Raw genomic sequence first — 22,412 nt, forward strand, 5'->3', positions numbered from 1 at the left:
TTTTGCGAAAAGCGCTTTTTATGCCTTTGATTTGTTTCGCTAGTGTAAATATTGGGGTTGTGATTCTTATTCGGATAAAAAATCGTATATTTTTGTAAATAGTACACAAAACTCAGTTGCAAGTTAATGAAGTCTAAGAAAATATTGGTGTGGTTCAGGAATGACCTTCGCTTACATGATAATGAAATGTTAGTTGAAGCAATTGCTAAATCGGACTGTATTTTACCTATTTATTTTTTTGATCCCCGACATTTTGAGAGTACTTCGTTCGAAACAGAAAAAACAGGAGCACGCAGAGCGCAGTTTTTGTTAGAAAGTGTTTCATCATTAAGAACAGCATTTCAAAAATTAGGTGGGGACATATTGCTGATACAGGGTAAACCTGAAGAGCATATACCGGCTATTGTTGAGCAGTTAGAAATTTCTGAGGTTTATCATCACCGAGAAGTTGGTCCGGAAGAAACTATAATATCTACTTATGTAGAGGATGCCTTGTGGAAACAAAGGATTAATCTTAAACATTTTATTGGGCATACACTTTATAATAAGGAAGATTTGCCTTTTCCAATTAAAGATATTCCAGATGTATTTACTCAGTTTAAAAAGAAAACAGAGCGTGATGCGATTGTGAAATCCTGTCATGAATCTCCTTTAGAGATTGATTTTGTTGAAAATGAAAATTGGGGTGCGCTGCCGTCGTTATTGGAGTTAGGATTTGCTGAGGCTGGGTTTGTGAACTTTGATGATGAGGCTAAAGGGGGGGAATTAGATGGACTGGAACATCTAACAAAGTTACTTGAACCCGGATCAGATATTTATATCAAATATAGCTCAAAAGTTGCGGCGGATAAACAGGGGTTTTCTTCTAGGATTTCGGGATGGCTCTCGTTCGGTTGTCTTTCGCCAAGAAAGGTTTATTGGATGGTTAAAGAGGCCGAGGCGAGCTTTGGTGCCAATCCTAATTTTAATCAGATCTTATTGGGCTTGCTTTGGCGCGATTACTTTAGATTTATGTTTAAAAAACATGGGATTAAGTTTTTCCAGGAGCCAGATTTTGAAGAACTGATTTTATCGCCTGTTGAGGTTGATGAGACTTTGGTGAAAAAATGGAAAGATGGGGAGACGGGGCATTTGCTTGTTGATAAATACATGAAAGAGCTAAATGACTCTGGATTTATTCCTCATGCAGGCCGCTTAGTTGTTGCTACTTTTCTGATTCATGTTTTAAAAATTCATTGGACAATTGGGGCTGCATATTTTGAAGAAAAGCTAGTGGATTATGCTCCTGCGAGTAACTGGGGTAATTGGGCAAATGTTGCAGGCGCTGGTCTTGACCTTAAATCAAAGAACACATTTGACCTTGATAAACAAATGAAAATTCTGGATGTAGTATCTCCTGATGCTGCCTCTCTTGTCTGATATTCTTGTTTAATAAATGCTGCTTTTGGACAGTTAATAAAAAAAATGTTAAACAAAAATTGTTTTTTAAACAAACTTGTTTAACATTTGTTGTTCAATATAGTGTGAAAAAATTCTCAATTAGTGATATAGAAGGCCTTATAGGCATAAAGGCGCACACCATCAGGGCGTGGGAAATCCGGTACAATCTTGTACCGCCTAAGCGGACATTAACCAACATCAGGTATTACGACGAGGAGGATTTGAAGTCCCTTTTAAATATTGTTGCGCTTAATGAGAATGGCTACAAGATTAGCAAAATAGCTAAAATGAGTAAGAAGCAGATTTCTGATCTGGTTACTCAGCTTAAGGCAGATTGGAACAATGATTCGGTTCAGATGCTTAGTCTTTCTAACGCGACTATCGATTACGATGAAGAAGTTTTTTCTAATACTTTAGCAGGCTGCATTGATGAAATGGGATTGATTAAAACCATGGATCTTGTGCTGTTCCCTTTTATGAAGAAGGTTGGGATGCTTTGGCAAACGGGCGCAATCGATCCTTCTCATGAGCATTTTGCTTCTAACCTGATAAGGGATCGTATAATTGTTGAGATTGATAAAGTTGAAAAACCACATAGAGAAGAGCCGAAACGATTTCTGCTTTTTTTGCCTGAGGCAGAGATGCATGAAGCAGGTTTGTTATTTGCCCGATATTTATTGAAAAGCTGTGGGCAGGAAACTCTTTATCTTGGTTCGGAGATACCATATTCTGATCTGAAAAAAATTGTTGCAGCGTATAAACCAGATTATTCGTTTATTGTGCTAACCTCCTTAAATTTAGGCAAGGATATTAATAAAGTTGTAGGAAAGGTGATGGATAATTTGAACGTGCCGTTGTTAGTGGCAGGGAGTTTGATATCAGAATTTGATATTCTTGTGAAGGATCAACTGACACCATTGAAAAATGTTTGTGATATGGTTGAATTTCTTGAAGATTTATAAGGAAATTTACCTGTTTATTAAGGTAAAAAAACCTAATTTTGCAACACTTATAGCAATTCACACATAATGGATAATTTATCTTATCTCAACGGCGCAAATGCCGAATACATAGAATCCGTATATCAGTCTTATAAACAAGATCCTAATTCTGTTGAGTTTGGTTGGCAAAAGTTTTTTGAAGGCTTTGATTTTGGAAGAGGGTCTTCCGGAACATCGGTTAGTTCAGAGACTCCTGAGCATTTTTTAAAGGAAATTAATGTTCTTAATTTAATCAATGGCTATCGTCAGCGTGGCCACTTATTTACCCAAACCAATCCGGTAAGAGAAAGACGTCATCATTTGCCTACTTTGGACATGGAAAACTTTGGATTAACAAAGGCAGACCTGGACACTGTATTTAACTCTGGAATTGAGATTGGTATTGGAGCAGCTAAGCTTAGTGATATAATTGCTTTTTTAAAACAAACTTATTGTCGCTCTATTGGTGCAGAATATAAATATGTACGTACGCCTGAAATCCTTTCATGGATTGAAGAGAAAATGGAAAGCGCACGTAATACTCCAAACTTCTCTATTGATGAGAAAAGAAGGATATTAAAGAAATTGAATGAAGCGGTTAGCTTTGAGAATTTCCTTGGAACTAAGTTTCTTGGTCAGAAGCGTTTTTCTCTTGAAGGTGCTGAAGCTTTAATTCCTGCCCTGGATTCGGTAATTGAAAAAGGAGCGGAACTTGGAATTGAAGAGTTTGTAATTGGTATGGCACACAGAGGACGTTTAAACGTTCTTGCCAATATCATGCAGAAAACCTATAAGGACATCTTTGCTGAATTTGAAGGCAAGGGTTATAGTGCGGAATCTCCTTTTGGAGGTGACGTGAAATACCATCTGGGTTACTCAACTGATGTTACTACGAATAATGGTAACAGTGTGCATTTGAGTTTATGCCCTAACCCTTCTCACCTGGAAACAGTGAATGGGGTAGTAGAGGGTATGACCAGATCTAAAATTGATTTTAAATATGGTGGCGACAACGCACGCATTGCTCCAATTTTGATACATGGTGATGCTTCTGTTGCAGGACAGGGTATTGTTTATGAAGTAATTCAGATGGCTGGTCTGGATGGTTATAAAACCGGTGGAACAATTCACTTGATTATAAACAACCAGATTGGTTTTACTACCAATTATAAAGATGGCCGTACCAGTACTTATTGTACTGATATTGCTAAAGTAACATTGTCGCCAGTATTCCATGTGAATGGTGACGATCCTGAGGCTTTAGTTTATGCTATTAATTTGGCAATGGAATATCGTCAGAAATATAAAAATGATGTGTTCATTGATATTTTATGTTACCGCAGATTTGGCCATAACGAGGCCGATGAGCCTAAGTTTACTCAACCGCTTCTATACAAAAGCATAGAGAAGCATGCTAATCCACGCGATATTTATATTCAGCAGCTGATTGGTGAGGGTAAGCTTGAAGCAAGTTTAGCCAAGGAAATGGAAAAAGAGTTCCGTGGTATATTACAGGAACGTTTGAATGAAGCTAAAGAAATAACTTCTACTTATCATGAGGTGAAATTTGGCGGTGCATGGTCAGACATGCGTTTAGCTACACCTAAAGATTTTGAAACTTCTCCAAATACTTCTGTTAAAAAATCAACGCTGCTTGAGGTAGCTAAAAGAATAAGTACGCTTCCATCAAATAAAAAGTTCTTTAAGAAAATAGAGAAGCTTTTTGAAGAACGTAGTAAAATGGCAAATACTACTCATGTGTTCGATTGGGCAATGGGTGAGCAATTGGCATATGGTACTATCCTTGCTGAGGGAAAAAGAGTACGTTTAAGCGGACAGGATGTAGAGCGTGGAACATTCTCTCACAGACATGCGGTTATAACTCTTGAAGATTCTGAGGAAGAATATATCCCATTGGCAAACATTTCTGACCAACAAGCTCCATTTGATATTTACAATTCGCATTTATCTGAGTACGGTGTACTAGGTTTTGAATATGGTTATGCAATGGCTAATCCTAATGCGCTTACCATTTGGGAAGCTCAGTTTGGTGATTTCTTTAACGGAGCGCAGATAGTGGTAGATCAGTATATTGCAAGTGCTGAAACGAAATGGCAACGTGAGAACGGTTTGGTAATGTTATTGCCTCATGGTTATGAAGGACAAGGTCCGGAACACTCATCAGCAAGGATTGAGCGTTTTATGGAACTTTGTGCTGATTACAACATGCAGATAACCAACTGTACTACTCCGGCTAACTTTTTCCACGCATTACGCAGACAGTTTAAACGTGATTTCAGAAAACCTTTGGTAGTGTTTACGCCTAAGAGTTTATTGCGTCACCCTCAGTGTGTTTCGAAACTTACTGAGTTTACTGATGGTAAATTCCAGGAGGTTATTAATGATGAAAATGTTAAAGCAGCTGATGTTAGAAGAGTATTGTTCTGTTCTGGTAAGATCTATTATGAGTTGTTAGAAAAACAACAGAAAGATCAGATCAAGGATGTTGCTATTGTTCGTGTTGAGCAGCTTTATCCAACTCCATTGGAGCAAATGGAAACTGTATATGGGAAATACAAAAATGCTAAAGAAGCAGTTTGGGTACAGGAAGAACCTGAGAATATGGGCGCATGGCCATATTTGTTGCGTAAATTAAGAAGAACTATCTTTAGTGATATTGAACTGATTTCAAGAAAAGAAAGCAGTAGTACTGCCACAGGATTTGCAAGACAACACGCAGATCAGCAGGCTTATATTTTAGCTAAAGCTTTTGAAGCTCCTGTTACTGAAACAGAGAAAAAGATTGCTAAAAAATCAGTGAATAAAGTTTATAATGTAGATTAGAAAAAATAATACATCAGTTATGAGTATAGAAATAAAAGTTCCGCCAGTAGGCGAGTCGATAACCGAAGTTGTTTTATCACGTTGGGTAAAAAACGATGGGGATGTAGTTGAGATGGACGAAGTAATTGCTGAATTGGAATCTGATAAGGCAACGTTTGAATTAACTGCAGAACAAGCCGGAACTTTAAAAACAGTAGCTGCCGAAGGCGATACACTTGCCATTGGTGCTGTAGTTTGCAAAATTGAAGATGGTGGCGCTGCACCTAAAGCTAAAGAAGAACCAGCTAAGGAAGAAAAACCTGCTGCAGCTGCAGATAAGGCTGCTGCCCCGGTTGCCGAAAAAAGTGGTGAGAATTATGCTACAGGAACTCCTTCTCCTGCTGCCGGAAAAATCCTTGCTGAAAAAGGCGTTGATCCTGCTTCTGTAAAAGGAACAGGTGTTGATGGAAGAATTACTAAGGAAGATGCTGTTGCTGCAGAGAAATCTCAACCAAAAGCTGCGGCTCCTGCTGCTAAAGCTACTCCTGCGGTTACTGCTGTTGCAGGTTCTAGAAATGAGCGCAGAGAGAAAATGTCGCCATTGCGTAAAACGGTTGCTAAGAGATTGGTAACGGTTAAAAACGAGACTGCAATGTTAACTACGTTTAACGAAGTTAATATGAAGCCGATAATGGATTTGAGAGGCAAGTATAAAGATCAGTTCAAAGAGAAATTTGGTGTAGGCTTAGGCTTTATGAGTTTCTTTACTAAAGCTGTTTGTGAGGCATTAAAAGATTTCCCTGCCGTAAATGCTAAAATTGATGGTGAGGAAATAGTTTATAATGATTTTGCTGATATCTCTATCGCTGTATCTGCTCCTAAAGGATTGGTTGTTCCGATCATTAGAAATGCAGAAAGCATGAGCCTTGCTCAGATCGAGAAAACTGTTATTGAACTTGCTACTAAAGCACGCGATAGCAAATTGACTATTGAGGAAATGACTGGTGGTACATTCACTATAACTAACGGGGGTGTGTTTGGATCTATGATGTCTACTCCAATTATTAATGCTCCTCAGTCTGCAATTTTAGGTATGCACAATATCATTGAGCGCCCGATTGCTGAAAAAGGAGAGGTTGTAATTCGTCCGATGATGTATGTGGCTTTATCTTACGACCACAGAATTATTGATGGAAGAGAGTCGGTAGGCTTCCTTGTAAGGGTTAAACAATTGCTAGAAGACCCAGCCAGATTATTGTTAGGCGTTTAATAGCTTAAACTATATAGAAAAACCCCAATGTTTTTAAGCATTGGGGTTTTTTATTTATTTGTGTGTGTTTATATTTTTCTTACGCCACCAGATCCTGATACAGTTTTTTGAACTGTAGGATTGCCTGAGTAGCTTATATTTCCTGACCCGCTTATCGCTGCATCAATGCTTTTTTGTGCATCAATATAAATATTTCCAGAGCCGCTTACATGTGCTGAAATGGTTTCTACTGAGAAATCCTTTCCAGAGAATGTACCTGATCCACTAATGGCAACTTCTGAACTCTTGGCTTTTCCACTAATTGACAACCCACCAGAACCGCTGATTGCGCCTTCGAAATTATTTACACTTGCTGATGCTTTGATATTGCCAGAACCGCTTACGGCAACACTCAATGAAGAAGAATTGATCATTCCTTCAACATCTATACTTCCGGAGCCGCCCAATCCTAATGACGTGATCTTTTTTGCGGTAATATAGGCTGTGATTTTTGCGTTTTTGAATTTTTTAAACCAATCGTTCCATTTTGTTTTTGGTTTAATGGTGAGCACGCCATTTTTTACCTCGGTAATAAGGTTATCTATGGCCTCTTGATCTCCTTCTAATCTAAGACTTTCTGTATTGCCGAGCTTAACTTTTGCATTAATAGAACCACCAATCTCGATACCTGTAAAATTGCTTACTTGTCTCTGTTGATTTGAGTAATATGTCGATTTGCTGCTTAGATTGGAAGCTTGGCTTGCTGTTCCCAATGCCAGGAATGCAAGGATTAATATTGAACTTATTTTTTTCATTTTGTTTAGGTTTTTCTATATGACGCACAGAACTTCAATTAGTTGCACCATCTTAAAAAAAAATCTATGATTTTTTAAGTTTAATATAAAAGTTCCGGTCTGCTTTGAAAGTATTTGCCGTTACGCCTTTGCCCAATTCAGCTGTTTTCCATTGAGTAGTTGGGTGGAGGAGGGAAAAGGTGTCTTCTTTTAGGCTTACCTTAACCGGCATATCAAAATTCTTTACATCGGCAAGCCATCTGTATGATAGTTTTGAGCCTACAATTTTATACTCTAAAGTTGGAATATTCGCATAACGAAGGTATTGGTCAAATACCTTATCCAGTTTTAAACCACTTTTCTTTGCTATATAATTCTCAACTTCTTGAGTGGTAACAGTTTTATGATAGAATGTTTTATTTAATCCCCTTAATATGCTTCTGAATTTCTCATCATTATTGATCAGCTGACGGATAATGTGGATCATGTTTGCACCTTTGTAATACATATCACCAGATCCTTCTTTATTGACATCATATTGTCCAATAATTGGAATATCGTTCTGGATGTTATGTCTTATCCCCACAACATAATCTGATGCAGCTTGTTTTCCATGTTCTGATTCTGTGAACAGGGTTTCAGAGTAGTTTGTGAAGGCTTCATGGATCCACATGTCGGCTATATCTTTTGAGGTGATATTGTTCCCAAACCATTCATGCCCGCTTTCGTGAACAATAATGAAGTCGAACTTTAAACCCCAGCCTGAGGCGGACAAGTCTTTTCCAAGGTAGCCCATTTTAAACTGATTACCATATGCAACGGCACTCTGATGCTCCATGCCAAGATGTGGTGCCTGAACAAGCTTATAGCCGTCTTCATAAAAAGGGTAGGGGCCAAACCAATGCTCAAAAGATTTTAGCATGGGTTTCACATCCGTATCCCAATGGGGATGGGCTTTTAAACTGTCCTCTTTAAGTGCCCAGTAATCAAGAGATAATTTGCCTTTTTCGCCCTGATACTGATCAGACCAATGCGCGTATTTGCCAATGTAAAAGGTTACGTTGTAGTTGTTTATTGGGTTGGCTACAAACCAGTTGTATTGCGTGTAGCCATCTGGTTTTTGAACAGTGCTTCTTAAGCGCCCGTTTGAAATATCCTGAAGGTCTTTCGGTACAGTTATACTAATAAGCATGCTATCCACCTCATCGCTTTGATGGTCTTTGTTGGGCCACCAGCAGCTGGCGCCAAAGCCCTGACAGGCTACAGAAACCCATGGATTTCCAGACTTATCTTTGGTAAAGATAAAGCCTCCATCCCAGGGTGGGTTCTTTGCTATAACAGGATTGCCTGAATAATATACAGTAAAGCTTTCCTTAGCACCTTTTTTAATCTCAGTAGGGAAAGTTACAAATACTGCATTGAATTCTCTCTTGTAAGGTAGCTCGGTACCTTTAAATACAATTTTATCAACCTTAAGGTTATCGAACAGGTCAAATTGCAGTTTGCTGAAGTTTTGAGTAGCCGTAAATTTAAATTCATTGCTGCCGCTGATGAATTTGTTATCGATGTTAATTTTAACATCAAGGTGGTAGTAATTGATGTCGTAGCAGGTTCTTAACGGGGTAAGCGCACCTCTGAGGCTATCAGCCCTGAAAGATTTTTCGGCTCCGGTAAGTAATTGTGCCTTTGCAAAATTTATTGTACACAGTAACGCAATCGCACTGAATAATAGCTTCTTCATTAAATTATTGTTTTAGAACGGTTACGGTTAGTGAGGAAGAATTGTGTACATCGTGAAAAATGCGGTGTGTTGCCTTTTGGAAATCACTTGGCTCAGCCTGGTAAATATCCATGAATTTTTGAGGGTTTCTATCTGCTAATGGGAACCATGAATTTTGTATCTGTATCATAATCCTGTGACCTTTTTTGAAAGTGTGGGCAACATCAGGCAGGGCATAATTAACCTTGGTGATTTCGCCTGGATTGATGGCCTCAGGTTTCTCAAAGCTATTACGATATTTCCCACGCATAATCTCTCCGCGTACCAGCATTTGATAACCACCCATAATCAGGTTTTTTGGGTTTGTTGTCGGATTTGGAGTGTTTTCAGGATAAACATCAATTAGTTTTACCACATAATCTGCATCTGAGCCGGTTGTAGACACAACCAGATTAGCCAATACTGGTCCGGTTAGTGTGATATCCTCAGTTAACGTATCAGTTTGGTATACCTTAACATCAGGTCTGCGGGCAGCGAAACGTTGGTCATCAATCATATATTCGCGCGTTCTTTTAGCTTGAACTCCATCCTGATAAGGAACTGGATTATTAGGGTCAGTTACGTATTCGTCCCAGCTATCTGTTCTCTTAACTTTTTCAAAGCTTAGTTTCCCATTGGGTTGCAAATACAGCGTTTTAGTTTCGGTATCTTTAGGCGGCCATGTACTAAACTTTTTCCATTCGTTGCTGCCAGTTACAAAGATGTTTGCTTCTGCGGCATTAAAATCACCCTGACCTTTAAGGTAGTGCTTAAAGAAAGGCAGCTCAAAGTTTTCCTGATAGTATGTGCTGGTTGGCTGTCCGAATTCAATATCACCAAAGCTGCTTCCGGTACTGCGTACCCAGCCACCATGGAACCATGGCCCCATAACCAGAATGTTATTTGCTTTTGGGTTTTGTTTCTCGATGCTTTTATAGGTTGCAAAGGTACCATAGGCATCTTCTGCATCAAAGAAACCACCAACAACCATAACGGCAGGTTTTACATTAACTAAATGCGGCTGGATGTTTCTTGCCTGCCAAAAGGTATCCAGATTAGGATGGGCAAATAAGTCATTCCAGAATTTAATGCTATCGGCAAAGTATTTATCTTTTAAGTTTTTAACTGATCCGGCTTCCAGGTAAAAACGATAGTTGTCTTGTATTGGAAATTCGAAACCTTTAGGTCCTTTGTCTGGAGTGATGGGCTGCGGTCTTGGAACACCGAATGTGCTCATAAAACTGAACGCGTCCATTAAAAACAGACTTCCATTGTGGTGAAAATCGTCGCCACGGAACCAATCGGTAACAGGGGCCTGTGGAGAAACAGCCTTTAAAGCAGGATGTGCTCCCGGTAAAGATGTGGTAGAGTAAAATCCTGGATAAGAAATGCCGTAGATACCAGCTGTGCCATTATTGTTTTCTATATTTTTTATAAGCCAATCAATGGTATCGTAGGTATCAGTGCTCTCATCAATGTCTTTTTTAGTTTTTTTGTTGGCTACCTGTGGTCTTATATCATCGAACGTACCCTCACTCATCCACTTGCCTCTCACATCCTGATAAACGAATATGAATCCTTCTCTCATCATTGCAGGGAAGTTGCCCAAACTGGTTTTGTATTTGTCTGCTCCGTAAGGTGCAACAGTGTATGGGGTTCTATTAATTAGAAAAGGGTACTTTTTTGTCTTATCTTTTGGGATATAGATTGAAGTAAATAATTTGACACCATCTCTCATGGTAATACTACGTTCAATCTTAGTGTAATTTTCTTTTACATATGCCGAATCGGATTGCTGTGCAAAAACAGCTGAAAATGTAAAAATGTGGATAGCAACAAGCCAAAGGAATTTAATACGGGCCATTATGGGTTAATAAGTTATAAATAGTAAATATAGTAAATGGAAATGTTTTAGGCTAATAAGTGTCAGATTTTGCCTCAGGTTTACTAACTTTGTTTAATAAAAAAAACCTTTAATATGCAATACGATGTAGTTGTAATTGGCTCGGGCCCGGGCGGTTATGTTGGAGCAATAAGATGTGCCCAATTAGGCCTAAAAACGGCAGTTATAGAAAAATATAAAACTTTTGGTGGAACCTGCTTAAATGTTGGTTGTATTCCATCTAAAGCATTGTTGGATTCTTCAGAGCATTATCATAATGCTGCTCATACTTTTAAAACCCATGGTATTGATCTTAAAGATTTAAAGGTTGACATGCCTCAGATGATTGCGCGCAAGAATGATGTGGTTGCTCAAAATACTGCAGGGATTCAATATCTTTTCAAGAAAAATAAAATTGACACATTTGAAGGTGTAGGTTCATTTGTTGATAAGAATACCATAAAAATTACCAATGCTGATGGTAAATCTGAGACGATAACTGCTAAAAATGTAATTATCGCATCGGGATCTAAACCAACAGCTCTTCCATTTTTACCTGTAGATAAAAAACGCATCATTACTTCAACTGAAGCTTTGACCATTACTGAAGTGCCTAAACAAATGATTGTTATTGGTGGTGGGGTAATTGGTTTGGAGTTAGGTTCTGTATATGCTCGTTTGGGTACTAAAGTATCAGTTGTTGAGTTTATGCCATCTATTATTGGTACTATGGATGCTGGTTTGGGCAAAGAACTACAACGGGTGTTAAAGAAATCTTTAGGGATGGAGTTTTACATGGGCCATAAAGTTACCGGTGCAACTACAAAGGGCAAAAAAGTTACTGTAACGGCTGATAATGCTAAAGGCGAGCAAGTGAAACTTGAGGCTGATTACTGCATTGTTGCTGTAGGACGTACCGCTTATACTGCTGGCTTAGGTTTAGAAAACATTGGCATCACTACTGAAGAGAGAGGAAATAAAATTCCAGTTAACGAGCATCTTGAAACTTCGGTACCTGGAGTATATGCCATCGGCGATGTAATTAAAGGCGCTATGCTTGCGCATAAAGCAGAAGATGAAGGCGTTTATGTAGCAGAGAGATTAGCCGGACAAAAACCACATATCAACTATAACCTTATCCCTGGTGTTGTTTATACATGGCCTGAGGTTGCATCTGTAGGTTATACTGAAGAGCAATTAAAAGAAAAAGGTGTTCAATATAAAGCAGGTTCATTCCCTTTTAAAGCAAGTGGAAGAGCTAAAGCAAGTATGGATACTGATGGTTTTGTGAAAGTATTAGCGGATGCTAAAACCGACGAGATTCTTGGGGTTCATATGATTGGCCCTCGTGCTGCTGATATGATTGCTGAAGCGGTGGTTGCGATGGAATTCCGTGCTTCTGCTGAGGATATTGCAAGAATTTGTCACGCACACCCAACATACACCGAAGCCCTTAAAGAAGCGGCTATGGCAGCTACAGAAAACAGAGCAATACATATTTAATTGCAATGACATATTATAAAAGCAAAGGCCTTAGATTATTCTAAGGCCTTTGCTTTTAAAGCTGGATAGGTTTCGTATAAGACCTTTATGGCTATTTCAATAAGTCTTAAATTTTCTTCCTGATGACCGTGCTGTACTTCTACATTTATGTAAGGAATATTTTTACCCATAGCATAAACGGATAAAGAACCATCATCAGGTGCTTCTGGAGATTGGAGTATTACATTTACCTTTTCTTGTTTTAAGCGATTAAATAATTTTAAGTCGGTTACTAGAATCAGATCATCATTATCCATTTCGAAATTGATGTACACAGAATCTGCAGCGCTTTCTAGCTCATAGCCCTCTAGATACGACGAAATACCAAACGCACCATCTCCATTATTATGTAAGGTGAAAATGTACCCAAGTTTTTTAGGATTGTAAAAGTCGAGAATCAGCTTGCCGGTTCGTTCTAGTTGCATTAGAACTTCATCATTATCTACATTTCCGTACTTTTCAAGGCCCATAATAATACCTTCCTGCGTATAAATGCTGTTAGGATCTGTTTGGAAATTAAAGCCATCCTTTGCGAATTTAAAATTCCTTACACCGCCATACTGGCAATCAATGATGTTGCCCCCATTAAATTGTATGTATTCAAAAGCTGCTTTTACTCCAGTGTCTTCATCATCATGTATAGCAAGGAAACTGATCTTTGGTTTCCCATAACTATATTTTACAAGATTGATGTTTAAATCATTTAATGCAATAGTACTTGTATCAGTCAACATTCCCTCAAAAACAGGAGGATGCTGTGCTTTTATCCCGAATGAAAAGCCGCATAACAGCAGCAGTAATATCATGTGTTTCAACATATTCCCTGTAAATACAACAAAACAATTATAATTGTTTTTAATTATTAAAACAAAAAGAGGAACTTTTCAGGGTTCCTCTTTTTATTATTATCTATTTGAAATACTACTCTGCAAGGTCATATTCCAGAACATCTTTATGTTCGTATGGCTCTTCCAATAATTCGTCTATTGTTTTGCCTTTTTTGTTAAAGCCTAATTTATCTAACATCATATCAAAAATCAGGTAAACAACCGGTACAACAATTAATGTTAAAAATAACGAACTGGTTAAACCACCTACAATAACCCAGGCCAGTCCATTTTTCCATTCCGCACCGGCACCACTTGCAAGGGCAATTGGAAGCATACCAAAGATCATGGCTATGGTTGTCATTAAAATTGGACGCAAACGTGCATGGTTAGCTAAAATTAATGCTTCTATTGTAGACTTTCCCTCTGCTTTCATGTGATTGGTAAAATCGACTAGTATAATCGCATTCTTCGCCACCAAACCCATTAGCATAATTAAACCTAAAATGGTGAAAATACCGATAGAGTTATTTGTTAAAGCAAGCGCCAGAAAGGCACCGATTAACGCAAGTGGGAGAGAGAACATTACCACTAAAGGATAAACAAAACTATCATATAGCGCCACCATAATTAAATAAACTAGAATAACAGAAGCGAGTAAGGCAATACCCAGGGTACCAAAGCCTTCGGACTGATTCTCCTGGTCTCCTGCCCATGCATAACTTACACCTATAGGGGCTTTTAACTTTCCATTTTTTTGCATTTGTTCCAGTTTTGTCTGAAATTCAGCAACAACAGTTCCTGTAGGTCTACCAATAGATTGTGCTTTAACAGATACTGAGGTCGATTTATTTAAACGCTCTAACTGACTTGGTCCGGAACCTTCGGTAATTGATGCAAACTGCGAGAGTTTAATTTGCTCGCCATTAGCGTTTACAAAGATAAGGTTACGTACATCGTCAACATTTTTTCTGTTGAAATCCTGGTATTGGATATTAATGTCATATTCGTATTCACCTTTTCTGTATTTACCATCTGTGTTGCCAGCAAAGGCAGTTTGCATGGTAGAACCTACCGTTTGCAATGTTAAGCCCAAAGCCGACATTTTATCACGATCAACCTGAACGTTAATTTCGGGAGTTCCTTTTTCTACAGATAATTTGATCTCCGTTGCACCTGGGATCGTTGCAAGTACTTTTTGGGCACCTTCTGCATATTTTAATGCACTATCCAGGTCAGAACCCATTACTACTAATTGTATCGGAGCATTTTCTGCAATACCCAAAATACTAATTGGTACAGTTTTAACCTTAGCACCTACCAATTCTTTAGCAAGTGCCCGGCTCATTTTGGTTGCGAAAATGTCTGACGAGACACCCTCGCGCTCATTACGCTCAACCAGCTTTACATTGATCTCCGATTTATAGGCTGTTGCCTGAGTTCCACCGAAATCTCCACTGGCTTGACCAACAGTAGTAATTAGCTGAGTAATTTCCGGCTGTTTGTCCAAAAATGCTTCCGCTTTTTGTGTGTAAAAGTTAGTTTGTTCCAGAGGTGCATCTTTTGGCAATTCAATTTGAATTAAAAACTCACCTTTATCAGATTTAGGGAAAAACTCAGAACCAATAAAACCAGCTCCAGCTAACCACATTGCCCCTACAAACAATACCACAACGGCTGCGATGGTGCGTCTTTTATGATTTAACGACCAGGTCAAGATGTTTGTAACCCATAATGTGAATTTTTTTAATTGTTTTTCAAACCAAAGGATAAAACGACCAAATATGTTTTTGCCTTCAATATGTTCTAATTTACCGTATCTAGAGAAAAGGAGAGGTACAATGGTAAATGAAGCAACCAACGAAAGTAATGTTGCAATAATTACAACCACACAGAACTGACGTAGAATGTTCGACACAAGACCTGTACTAATGGCGATAGGGAAAAACACAACCACAATTACCAGGGTAATGGATACAACTGTAAAACCAATTTCTCTTGTCGCATCAGAAGCTGCTCTTACTTTATTTTTACCCATCTCCATGTGTCGCTGGATGTTTTCCAGAACCACAATCGCGTCATCCACAAGGATACCTACCACGAGCGACAAACCTAATAATGACATCAGGTTCAAGGTAAAGCCAAATAAACTTATACCAATAAATGTTGCAATTAATGATGCCGGAATGGATACCATTACAATTAATGCATTACGTAAACTATGCAGGAAGAATAGCATTACAAATGCTACCAGTACAACTGCCAGAATTAAATCGTGAATAACGGCATCTGCAGATTCTAAAGTGAAGATGGAGCTGTCGTTAACAATTTTAATGTTGAGTTTATTAGCGGCGTATTCTACTTTTAATTTCTCTATAATTTTATGTACACCTTTACTTACTTCTACCGCATTTGCATCACTCTGTTTAATAATTTGGATGGCAATAGCACCTTTTCTATCAATACGAGCAAGCTTTTCGGTTTCTTTTTGAGAATCTTGTACATCGGCAACGTCACCCAAACGAATTTGAGCGCCAGCTTTTGATGTTGTTAAAACAAGGTTTCTTAACTCCTCAAGGTTTCTGTATTTTCCAGATAAACGGATCAAAACATCCTGATTTTCTGTTTTAACACTTCCGGTAGGGAAGTCTAAGTTTGAGCTTAAAATCATTTGTTGTACCTGAGGCACAGAAAGATTATAGCCCTGTAATTTATCTGCATCTAAAGAAACCTGGATTTCTCTTTCAGATCCACCAATTAGGTTAACCTGAGCAATCCCGCTTACTCTGGAAATAACCGGAGCAATCCTTTGGTCAATTAAATCATAAAAGCTAATATCATCCATATCTGCAGAGGCCGACATGGTGATAACCGGTAAATCATCTAATGAGAATTTACTTAATGAGGGTGTTTTCACATCCTCAGGTAAATCTGAAAGGATGGCATTTACCTTACGTTGAGCATCATTTAATGAAATATCAATGTTGGCTGCATCAGTTAAAGTAATCGTAACTGTTGATAAACTCTCAAATGATACCGAGTTTATTTTTTTGATATTTTCCATTGATGATACCGCATCCTCAATTTTCTTAGTTACGGTATTTTCTACCTCAGCGGGTGAAGCTCCAGGATAAATGGTTGAAATAGATACTACGTTGTTTGAGAATTTTGGTAATAACTCATAGCCCAACGAAAAGTAACTTAATAGCCCTAATAGAGTAAGTGCAGTAAATACTACAATTACCAGGGAGGGCCTTTTTATCGATATGTCTGTTATCTTCATTTTCTTTTTTTATTGCTTATTGCGACTGGCATATCGCGATCATTAACTGCCGGGATTGACCTATTTTACTATGCTGACAGGAGTACCTTCAGCCAAGTTAATCTGTCCGCTTGTAATTACAGTTTCTCCTTCGTTTAGTCCGTCAAGGATTTCAACAAAATCACCTAAAATACGGCCAGCAACTACTTTACGAATTTTAGAAGTGTTATTTGATTTATCTAACATAAATACCTGGTTGCTACTTACACTACCCACAAAAGAAGTACGCGGGATTAAAATGCTTGGCGCTTGCTTAGGGAAGTTAAATACCGCTGTTCCATACATACCTGCTTTTAGGCTGTTTTTGGTATTGTTGTCTACTTCAATTTCAATCGGGAAGTTTAAAGTCGCATCAGCTTTTGCTGCAATGAATGTAACCTTGCCATTGAATTTTTCTGTTGGGAAAACAGAAGATTTGATGTCAATTTTATCACCGATTTTTAGATTAGCAACTTGGGATTCGTTAACGTTTACTCTTAACTTTAATTTAGAAACATCTACAATTTCAAATAACTGAGTTCCTTGTGTGTTTACAAACGCCCCAACTTCAATATATCTTTTATTAATTATACCATTGATAGGCGATTTAAGATTTGCATCGCTTACTTTGCGCTGTGAAGCTTGCAAGCGTAATTTTGCGTTTTGAGTTGTTAATTTAGCCTGATCTAACTGCTGTTGCGTTACACCACCAGTTTCGTAAGAACTTTTGTATCTGGCCTCATCTCTCAATGCATTTTGATAGTTTGCCTCTGCAGTTTCTTTGTCGGTATTGATAATTTCAGCGTCAACGCGAGCTAGAATTTGTCCTTTGGTTACACGATCACCTTCATCAACATAAATTTTGCTTACCCTGCCAGCATTTTCTGAAAGGAAGTTTAATTCTTGTTTAGGCACAAAGTTTCCATTGGCAGCAAAATCCAGATCAACTACTTTCTTATCTACATTTGCAATTCGAACAGCAACAGCACCACCGCCTTCTGCAATAAAGGCTGTTTTTGCTTCGTTTTTCTTCTTATTGTTGCTTAAAACATAAGCTATTGCGCCAAGGGCGACAACGATTATAACAATTATAATAATTACTCTTTTCATTTCTATTTTGCTAGCGATTTAATATTTCCGTTCGATTTGATTAATTGTATTTCGGCTATTTTGTAATTCAATAGCGCCTGGATGTAGCTGTTTTGAGCTTCAGTAAGTGAATTTTCTGTGTCCAGTAGATCAGTTAGGTTCGCCAAACCATTGTTGTAGTTGTTTTGCGTACTTCTGTAAATCTCATCTGCCAGTTCTGCATTTTTCTTTTGTGCATTAATTGTGTTTAAGTTATTGCGCAACTGAATTTTAGCATTCTCATAAGCCAAGTTTAATGAGTTTGTTGACTCTCTTCTGTCCTCTTTTGCTTTCTTAATATCTACGTCGGCCTGGCGTACCTTTGAACGAGTCAGGAATCCGTTGAAAATTGGTATTTTTAAGGTTAGACCCACAGCTGAGGAACCGTAACCAATAGCCTTACTGCTTGTCTTTAAGAAGTCGAAACCTTGATTTTGACTGGAGTAAGTGTAGTTTCCACTTAAAGATAAGTTAGGATAATACTCTGCTACATAAGCCTTACGCTGCAGCGATAAAAGTTTGTCCTGAATATCCAAAAGTTTAATTTCTGTTCTGTTGTCTAAAGAAATAGAATCTGCAAGTTCAGGTAATTGGGTTACTTCAGTAAGTTCTGTTTTAGGCAATGTAATGCTGGTGCTTACTGGCATTCCCATTGAAAATTTCAACTGGTTTTCCAATTGTGTAATAGCATTTAAAGTTTGCGAACGCTGTGTTTCCAAATTGGTAAGGTTAACCTTGATACGATCAACGTCAATTTTTTTAGCCAAACCATTTTTGTGCTGATTGGAAATGATATTTTCAATAACTTTTACATTCTTAATGTTGGTGTCGATTACATTCATTTGCTGTCTGTTTACCAACACCTGATAATAATTGCCTGCAACTAATTCTATTAACTGCTCTTCTGTAAGCTGGGCAGTAAGGTTATAATACTCCTCACTGGATCTTGCAGCCTGTAAGCCTGTAAAAACCTGTTGATTGAATAGTTGTTGTGAAAGTTGGACTCCCGCAGATGAATTCCATTTTTGACCGAATTTAAGCGTCTGTAATTGTCCTCCAAAATCAACCACCTGCTGGCCGATTATAGGATTGTAAGTTAAGCCTGTATTACCTGTAATTTGTGGTAAAGCCTGAGCCCTAACTTCCTGGGTTTTATATTTTCCCCCATCAATATCAAGTTTTGCTTTTCGCACATTTGCGCTATTCTGGATGGCGTAATTTAACGCATCTTTTAAGCTAAGCGTTTGTTGTGCACTAACCGTATTTGATAATACCAAACCCAGTAATAATAGTGGGATTGTTTTTATCTGTTTAATAATAGTGTTCATATAATATAATTAGTCGTCTGTTTATTTTAATCCTTTAAGGAAGATATTCGAGAGGTTTATTTGTTTTTCAAGCATTGCCTTCATTTCTTTTTTACTTGGGAACAGCTCCTTGTTGCCATGTAAAATACATAGAGAGGTTATTCCTGCTAAACTCTCAAGATACAATTCTGCAATTTTGTCAGCATCGTCTTTGGCAAGTTCCCCTCTGTCCATTGCTGCTCTGAAGATATCGGCATGGAAATGTTCATTTTTCAATTTCATTTTCATGAAATGTTCTCTTAATTCATCAGAATTTAAGGATGAATCCGGGCTGCCTCCAGATAAGTGAAGCATATAGTATTTCTGAAAGAAGCGGTGTTTAACTTCAATAAAGCCAGTTAAGCGTTCTTCAATAGACATCTCGGTTGATTTGTCTTTTTCGATAATTTCAAAATAATCAGAGAATATCTTATCAATAACACCAAATACCAAACTGTTTTTATCTGGGAAATAATAGTATAATGAAGGTTTTGATACTGATAGATCCTCAGCGATCTCATTCATCGTGGTTTTGTTAATACCATAGTGAATAAAACGTTTAATAGCCCCCTCAATTATAGCATCCCTTTTTTTATCAATTTCTACCATTTTACTTTTCTACTTTTTGACTTTTTTAATTCAACAGTCAAAAATACTGCCATTATTTTACTTGAAGAATTTTAGCGTTAAAATCTCATTAAACTGACAAAATGATGACAAAAAGAGGATGGTCTATAAAGAAAGCTGTGGTTGACAGTCTTTTACAGATGTAAGAATTGTGATGTGAAGATGGAGGTTATCAGGTTATTTGGCCTTTAAACCAGCCAGAAAAATCTCTGCAAGCATTTTCTCTTTTGCAAAAATTTGCTTGAACTGCTCTTTTCCGGGGAACATGATTTTATCTCTGCTCAGAATATTAAAGTGGATTCCCGACAGTGCATCGATAAATATATCAGTAGCTAATTTAGGATCTTCCATCGCTAATTCACCGCTCGCTATTCCTCTGCTAAAAAGAGAGCCGATGATAATTGCCTCGAAGGTTCGGGCCCTTTGGAATTTTTCATAAAGACCTTCTGGTAGTTCTGTGCTGATTACCTGATTCGACTCAAATAAATTATAGTATTTCTGAATGTAAGCCTGACGTTTTTGAAGTAATTTAAGGACACCCTCGGTAGCAGTTGTGGTTTTATCAATAGACTTAACAAGGTCTCTGCTCATGATTTGCATAAGGTGTTCGATAGAGCTTACGTACAAGCTTAACTTATCAGGAAAATAATAATAAAGAAGAGCTTTTGAAAAAGAAATGTCTTTGGCAATTTCTGTCATTGTGGTTTTTGATAATCCGTAATGAGCAAACCTTTTTAACGCAGCTTCAATAATTAAAATTCTTTTCTTATCCTGATTTTCCATACAAATATTAGTGTTCTCCCTTACTGTTCTTGAACTTACCTCAACGCCCTATAATCGTATAATGTGCCTGTTGCGGTAAAATTTCATGAAAAATAGTCAAAATTTTTAAATATTGATTTTAACATGTTTATTACAGGGCTTATCAATTACATTTGTAGTGTTTACTTAATCTGTTGAAACCTGTATGTTGGACGTGCAAAAGAATAAATCATTAAAACCTTACAATACATTTAGTATATCTGTAGATGCAAACTATTTTGCCGAAATCCTTTCTGAACAAGACCTTAAGGATGTATTGAAATCGGAGCTTATTAAGCAGCAGAATTTATTGGTTTTAGGTGGGGGGAGCAATGTATTGTTTACAAAAGATTTTAATGGCCTGGTAGTTAAAATTAGTATACCGGGGATTTCAAGTGTTGAAGAGGGGGATGATATTATTGTGACCGCTGGGGCAGGAGTAGTTTGGAATGATCTTGTAAAGTACTGTGTTTTAAATGGTTTTGCTGGTATAGAAAACCTTAGCCTTATTCCGGGAACTGTGGGAGCATCGCCGATACAAAACATAGGTGCTTACGGAGTAGAGTTAAAAGATGTTTTTAAATCTTGTGTGGCTTATGAAATAACTACCTCTGAAAAGAGGATCTTCAATTTTGAAGATTGTCATTTTGGATATAGGGATAGTGTTTTTAAAAATGAACTGAAAGGTCAGTATATAATTACATCTGTTAGTTTTAGATTAACTAAATCTGCAAAGATTAATACCCAATATGGAGCTATACAGGAAGAGTTAAATCGTAAAGGCATTGCTGTTCCCACAATTGCAGATATTTCAAATGTTGTTTCTGAAATAAGGGTTGCCAAGCTGCCTGATCCTTCTACAATTGGTAATGCCGGAAGCTTCTTTAAAAACCCGGTTATTACCTGGGTTGAATTTGAAAAAGTTAAATCTGAACATCCGAATGTGGTTCATTATCCGGCTCCAGATGGTAAAATAAAACTTGCAGCAGGCTGGTTAATAGAACAATGTGGATTTAAGGGGATTGTTGTAGGACAAACAGGAACATGGAAGAATCAGGCATTGGTTTTGGTTAATCATGGCGCTGCTACCGGGACGGAAGTGTATAGTTTTTCAGAACAAATTATAAATGATGTGAATGCCAAGTTTGGCGTTCAATTAGAAAGAGAAGTAAATATTCTGTGACAACGTTCCATTCGATACTGTAGGCATCGAAAATTAATTTCATAACATGGATATCTATTTTTTGGTACATATGTTGTATATGTTTTGGAGAGTAAGATTAAACAAACTGGTGAGCGCCACTCATAAAACTCTGTTTGTTTGCTTTTTTAACCCAAAACTTAAAACATTATGACAAAAAATGAATTCAACCTCAAATTAAATGACCACTCGGTCTCTTTACAGTCATTCGCTTTAAATTTTACAAAAGATATTGAAGATGCAAACGACTTGGTGCAGGATACTATGTTGAAGGCTGTAACTTACTATAGTAAGTTTAAAGAAGGAACAAACCTTAAAGGATGGTTGTTTACCATTATGAAAAACACCTTTATTAATAATTATCGCCGTTTGGTAAAAACAAACGCATTAATTACGAAATCGGATGATATTTCTTCGGCAAATCTTCATTACAGCGCTTCTAGAAATACCAGCGACAGTAAGTTTGTAATAGGCGACATTAATAAAGCTTTGGCTACTTTGCAACCAGAATATCATATTCCATTTGTTAAGTATTTTGAGGGATATAAATACCATGAAATTGCTGAAATGCTGAATATTCCAATTGGTACAGTAAAAACAAGAATACACGTTGCCCGTCAGATTTTAAAGAAATATTTAAAAACCTATTCTAAGGACGTACTTGGAGCAGAGATTGTTTAAAAATTTAATCCATAAAAAAGGGGCGCATTTA

16 protein-coding genes are annotated in these 22,412 nt (G+C 37.5%); 7 read left to right on the forward strand and 9 right to left on the reverse strand.

What is annotated here, in order from left to right:
- Positions 1-126 precede the first annotated feature (126 nt).
- The 4 genes from HQN86_RS07830 to odhB all read left to right on the forward strand — a co-directional run bounded on the left by HQN86_RS07830 (position 127) and on the right by odhB (position 6,513).
- Positions 127-1,419, forward strand: coding sequence for a DASH family cryptochrome (locus HQN86_RS07830; protein ID WP_172660464.1), 1,293 nt, complete (start codon positions 127-129; stop codon positions 1,417-1,419).
- 104 nt (positions 1,420-1,523) lie between these two features.
- Positions 1,524-2,402 carry a MerR family transcriptional regulator gene (locus tag HQN86_RS07835; protein WP_172660465.1) on the forward strand — a complete coding sequence of 293 codons (879 nt, stop codon included), beginning with the start codon at positions 1,524-1,526 and terminating at the stop codon, positions 2,400-2,402.
- A 66-nt stretch (positions 2,403-2,468) separates the two neighbouring features.
- Positions 2,469-5,264 (forward strand): 2-oxoglutarate dehydrogenase E1 component, encoded by a 2,796-nt coding sequence (locus HQN86_RS07840; RefSeq protein WP_172660466.1) that lies wholly within the window; start codon positions 2,469-2,471, stop codon positions 5,262-5,264.
- A gap of 19 nt (positions 5,265-5,283) precedes the next feature.
- The gene (odhB, locus tag HQN86_RS07845) at positions 5,284-6,513 is read left to right on the forward strand and encodes a 2-oxoglutarate dehydrogenase complex dihydrolipoyllysine-residue succinyltransferase (protein WP_172660467.1); all 1,230 of its coding nucleotides are present in this window, start codon (positions 5,284-5,286) and stop codon (positions 6,511-6,513) included.
- Between the two features lie 68 nt (positions 6,514-6,581).
- Here odhB and HQN86_RS07850 read toward each other — a convergent pair whose 3' ends face one another.
- The 3 genes from HQN86_RS07850 to HQN86_RS07860 all read right to left on the reverse strand — a co-directional run bounded on the left by HQN86_RS07850 (position 6,582) and on the right by HQN86_RS07860 (position 10,909).
- The gene (locus HQN86_RS07850; protein ID WP_172660468.1) at positions 6,582-7,307 is read right to left on the reverse strand and encodes a head GIN domain-containing protein; all 726 of its coding nucleotides are present in this window, start codon (positions 7,305-7,307) and stop codon (positions 6,582-6,584) included.
- A 64-nt stretch (positions 7,308-7,371) separates the two neighbouring features.
- The gene (locus HQN86_RS07855; protein ID WP_172660469.1) at positions 7,372-9,027 is read right to left on the reverse strand and encodes a M1 family metallopeptidase; all 1,656 of its coding nucleotides are present in this window, start codon (positions 9,025-9,027) and stop codon (positions 7,372-7,374) included.
- Between the two features lie 4 nt (positions 9,028-9,031).
- Positions 9,032-10,909, reverse strand: coding sequence for a CocE/NonD family hydrolase (locus tag HQN86_RS07860; protein WP_172660470.1), 1,878 nt, complete (start codon positions 10,907-10,909; stop codon positions 9,032-9,034).
- Between the two features lie 114 nt (positions 10,910-11,023).
- On the opposite strand from HQN86_RS07860, the gene lpdA reads away from it, so the two are divergent.
- The gene (gene lpdA / locus HQN86_RS07865) at positions 11,024-12,430 is read left to right on the forward strand and encodes a dihydrolipoyl dehydrogenase (protein ID WP_172660471.1); all 1,407 of its coding nucleotides are present in this window, start codon (positions 11,024-11,026) and stop codon (positions 12,428-12,430) included.
- Positions 12,431-12,465: 35 nt separating this feature from the next.
- On the opposite strand, the gene HQN86_RS07870 is transcribed toward lpdA, so the two are convergent.
- The 6 genes from HQN86_RS07870 to HQN86_RS07895 form a co-directional block, all read right to left on the reverse strand.
- Complete coding sequence (locus HQN86_RS07870) at positions 12,466-13,275, reverse strand: hypothetical protein (protein WP_246269507.1); 810 nt, start codon at positions 13,273-13,275, stop codon at positions 12,466-12,468.
- Between the two features lie 115 nt (positions 13,276-13,390).
- Positions 13,391-16,579, reverse strand: coding sequence for an efflux RND transporter permease subunit (locus HQN86_RS07875; RefSeq protein WP_172660473.1), 3,189 nt, complete (start codon positions 16,577-16,579; stop codon positions 13,391-13,393).
- A 60-nt stretch (positions 16,580-16,639) separates the two neighbouring features.
- A complete protein-coding gene (locus HQN86_RS07880) occupies positions 16,640-17,707 on the reverse strand; it encodes an efflux RND transporter periplasmic adaptor subunit (protein WP_172660474.1) in 1,068 nt (355 codons plus the stop codon).
- Between the two features lie 2 nt (positions 17,708-17,709).
- Positions 17,710-19,053 carry a TolC family protein gene (locus HQN86_RS07885; RefSeq protein WP_172660475.1) on the reverse strand — a complete coding sequence of 448 codons (1,344 nt, stop codon included), beginning with the start codon at positions 19,051-19,053 and terminating at the stop codon, positions 17,710-17,712.
- Positions 19,054-19,074: 21 nt separating this feature from the next.
- Positions 19,075-19,680: a TetR/AcrR family transcriptional regulator gene (locus HQN86_RS07890; protein ID WP_172660476.1), complete on the reverse strand. Its 606-nt coding sequence runs from the start codon at positions 19,678-19,680 to the stop codon at positions 19,075-19,077.
- A 195-nt stretch (positions 19,681-19,875) separates the two neighbouring features.
- On the reverse strand, positions 19,876-20,481 hold the full coding sequence (locus HQN86_RS07895) for a TetR/AcrR family transcriptional regulator (RefSeq protein ID WP_172660477.1): 606 nt from the start codon (positions 20,479-20,481) through the stop codon (positions 19,876-19,878).
- A gap of 184 nt (positions 20,482-20,665) precedes the next feature.
- On the opposite strand from HQN86_RS07895, the gene murB reads away from it, so the two are divergent.
- Both murB and HQN86_RS07905 read left to right on the forward strand, forming a co-directional pair.
- Positions 20,666-21,682, forward strand: a complete 1,017-nt coding sequence (gene murB / locus HQN86_RS07900) for a UDP-N-acetylmuramate dehydrogenase (protein WP_172660478.1) — start codon at positions 20,666-20,668, stop codon at positions 21,680-21,682.
- Positions 21,683-21,850: 168 nt separating this feature from the next.
- A complete protein-coding gene (locus tag HQN86_RS07905; protein ID WP_048906458.1) occupies positions 21,851-22,381 on the forward strand; it encodes an RNA polymerase sigma factor in 531 nt (176 codons plus the stop codon).
- Positions 22,382-22,412 lie beyond the last annotated feature (31 nt).

It is taken from the genome of Pedobacter panaciterrae, assembly GCF_013204795.1.
In the GTDB taxonomy this organism is placed as follows: domain Bacteria; phylum Bacteroidota; class Bacteroidia; order Sphingobacteriales; family Sphingobacteriaceae; genus Pedobacter; species Pedobacter panaciterrae.

Coding starts and splice junctions, on each gene's coding strand:
- HQN86_RS07830 (WP_172660464.1), top strand. CDS start 127: ATGAAGTCTAAGAAAATATTGGTGTGGTTCAGGAATGACCTTCGCTTA.
- HQN86_RS07840 (WP_172660466.1), top strand. CDS start 2,469: ATGGATAATTTATCTTATCTCAACGGCGCAAATGCCGAATACATAGAA.
- odhB (WP_172660467.1), top strand. CDS start 5,284: ATGAGTATAGAAATAAAAGTTCCGCCAGTAGGCGAGTCGATAACCGAA.
- HQN86_RS07850 (WP_172660468.1), bottom strand. CDS start 7,307: ATGAAAAAAATAAGTTCAATATTAATCCTTGCATTCCTGGCATTGGGA.
- HQN86_RS07855 (WP_172660469.1), bottom strand. CDS start 9,027: ATGAAGAAGCTATTATTCAGTGCGATTGCGTTACTGTGTACAATAAAT.
- HQN86_RS07860 (WP_172660470.1), bottom strand. CDS start 10,909: ATGGCCCGTATTAAATTCCTTTGGCTTGTTGCTATCCACATTTTTACA.
- lpdA (WP_172660471.1), top strand. CDS start 11,024: ATGCAATACGATGTAGTTGTAATTGGCTCGGGCCCGGGCGGTTATGTT.
- HQN86_RS07870 (WP_246269507.1), bottom strand. CDS start 13,275: ATGATATTACTGCTGCTGTTATGCGGCTTTTCATTCGGGATAAAAGCA.
- HQN86_RS07875 (WP_172660473.1), bottom strand. CDS start 16,579: ATGAAGATAACAGACATATCGATAAAAAGGCCCTCCCTGGTAATTGTA.
- HQN86_RS07880 (WP_172660474.1), bottom strand. CDS start 17,707: ATGAAAAGAGTAATTATTATAATTGTTATAATCGTTGTCGCCCTTGGC.
- HQN86_RS07885 (WP_172660475.1), bottom strand. CDS start 19,053: ATGAACACTATTATTAAACAGATAAAAACAATCCCACTATTATTACTG.
- HQN86_RS07890 (WP_172660476.1), bottom strand. CDS start 19,680: ATGGTAGAAATTGATAAAAAAAGGGATGCTATAATTGAGGGGGCTATT.
- HQN86_RS07895 (WP_172660477.1), bottom strand. CDS start 20,481: ATGGAAAATCAGGATAAGAAAAGAATTTTAATTATTGAAGCTGCGTTA.
- murB (WP_172660478.1), top strand. CDS start 20,666: ATGTTGGACGTGCAAAAGAATAAATCATTAAAACCTTACAATACATTT.
- HQN86_RS07905 (WP_048906458.1), top strand. CDS start 21,851: ATGACAAAAAATGAATTCAACCTCAAATTAAATGACCACTCGGTCTCT.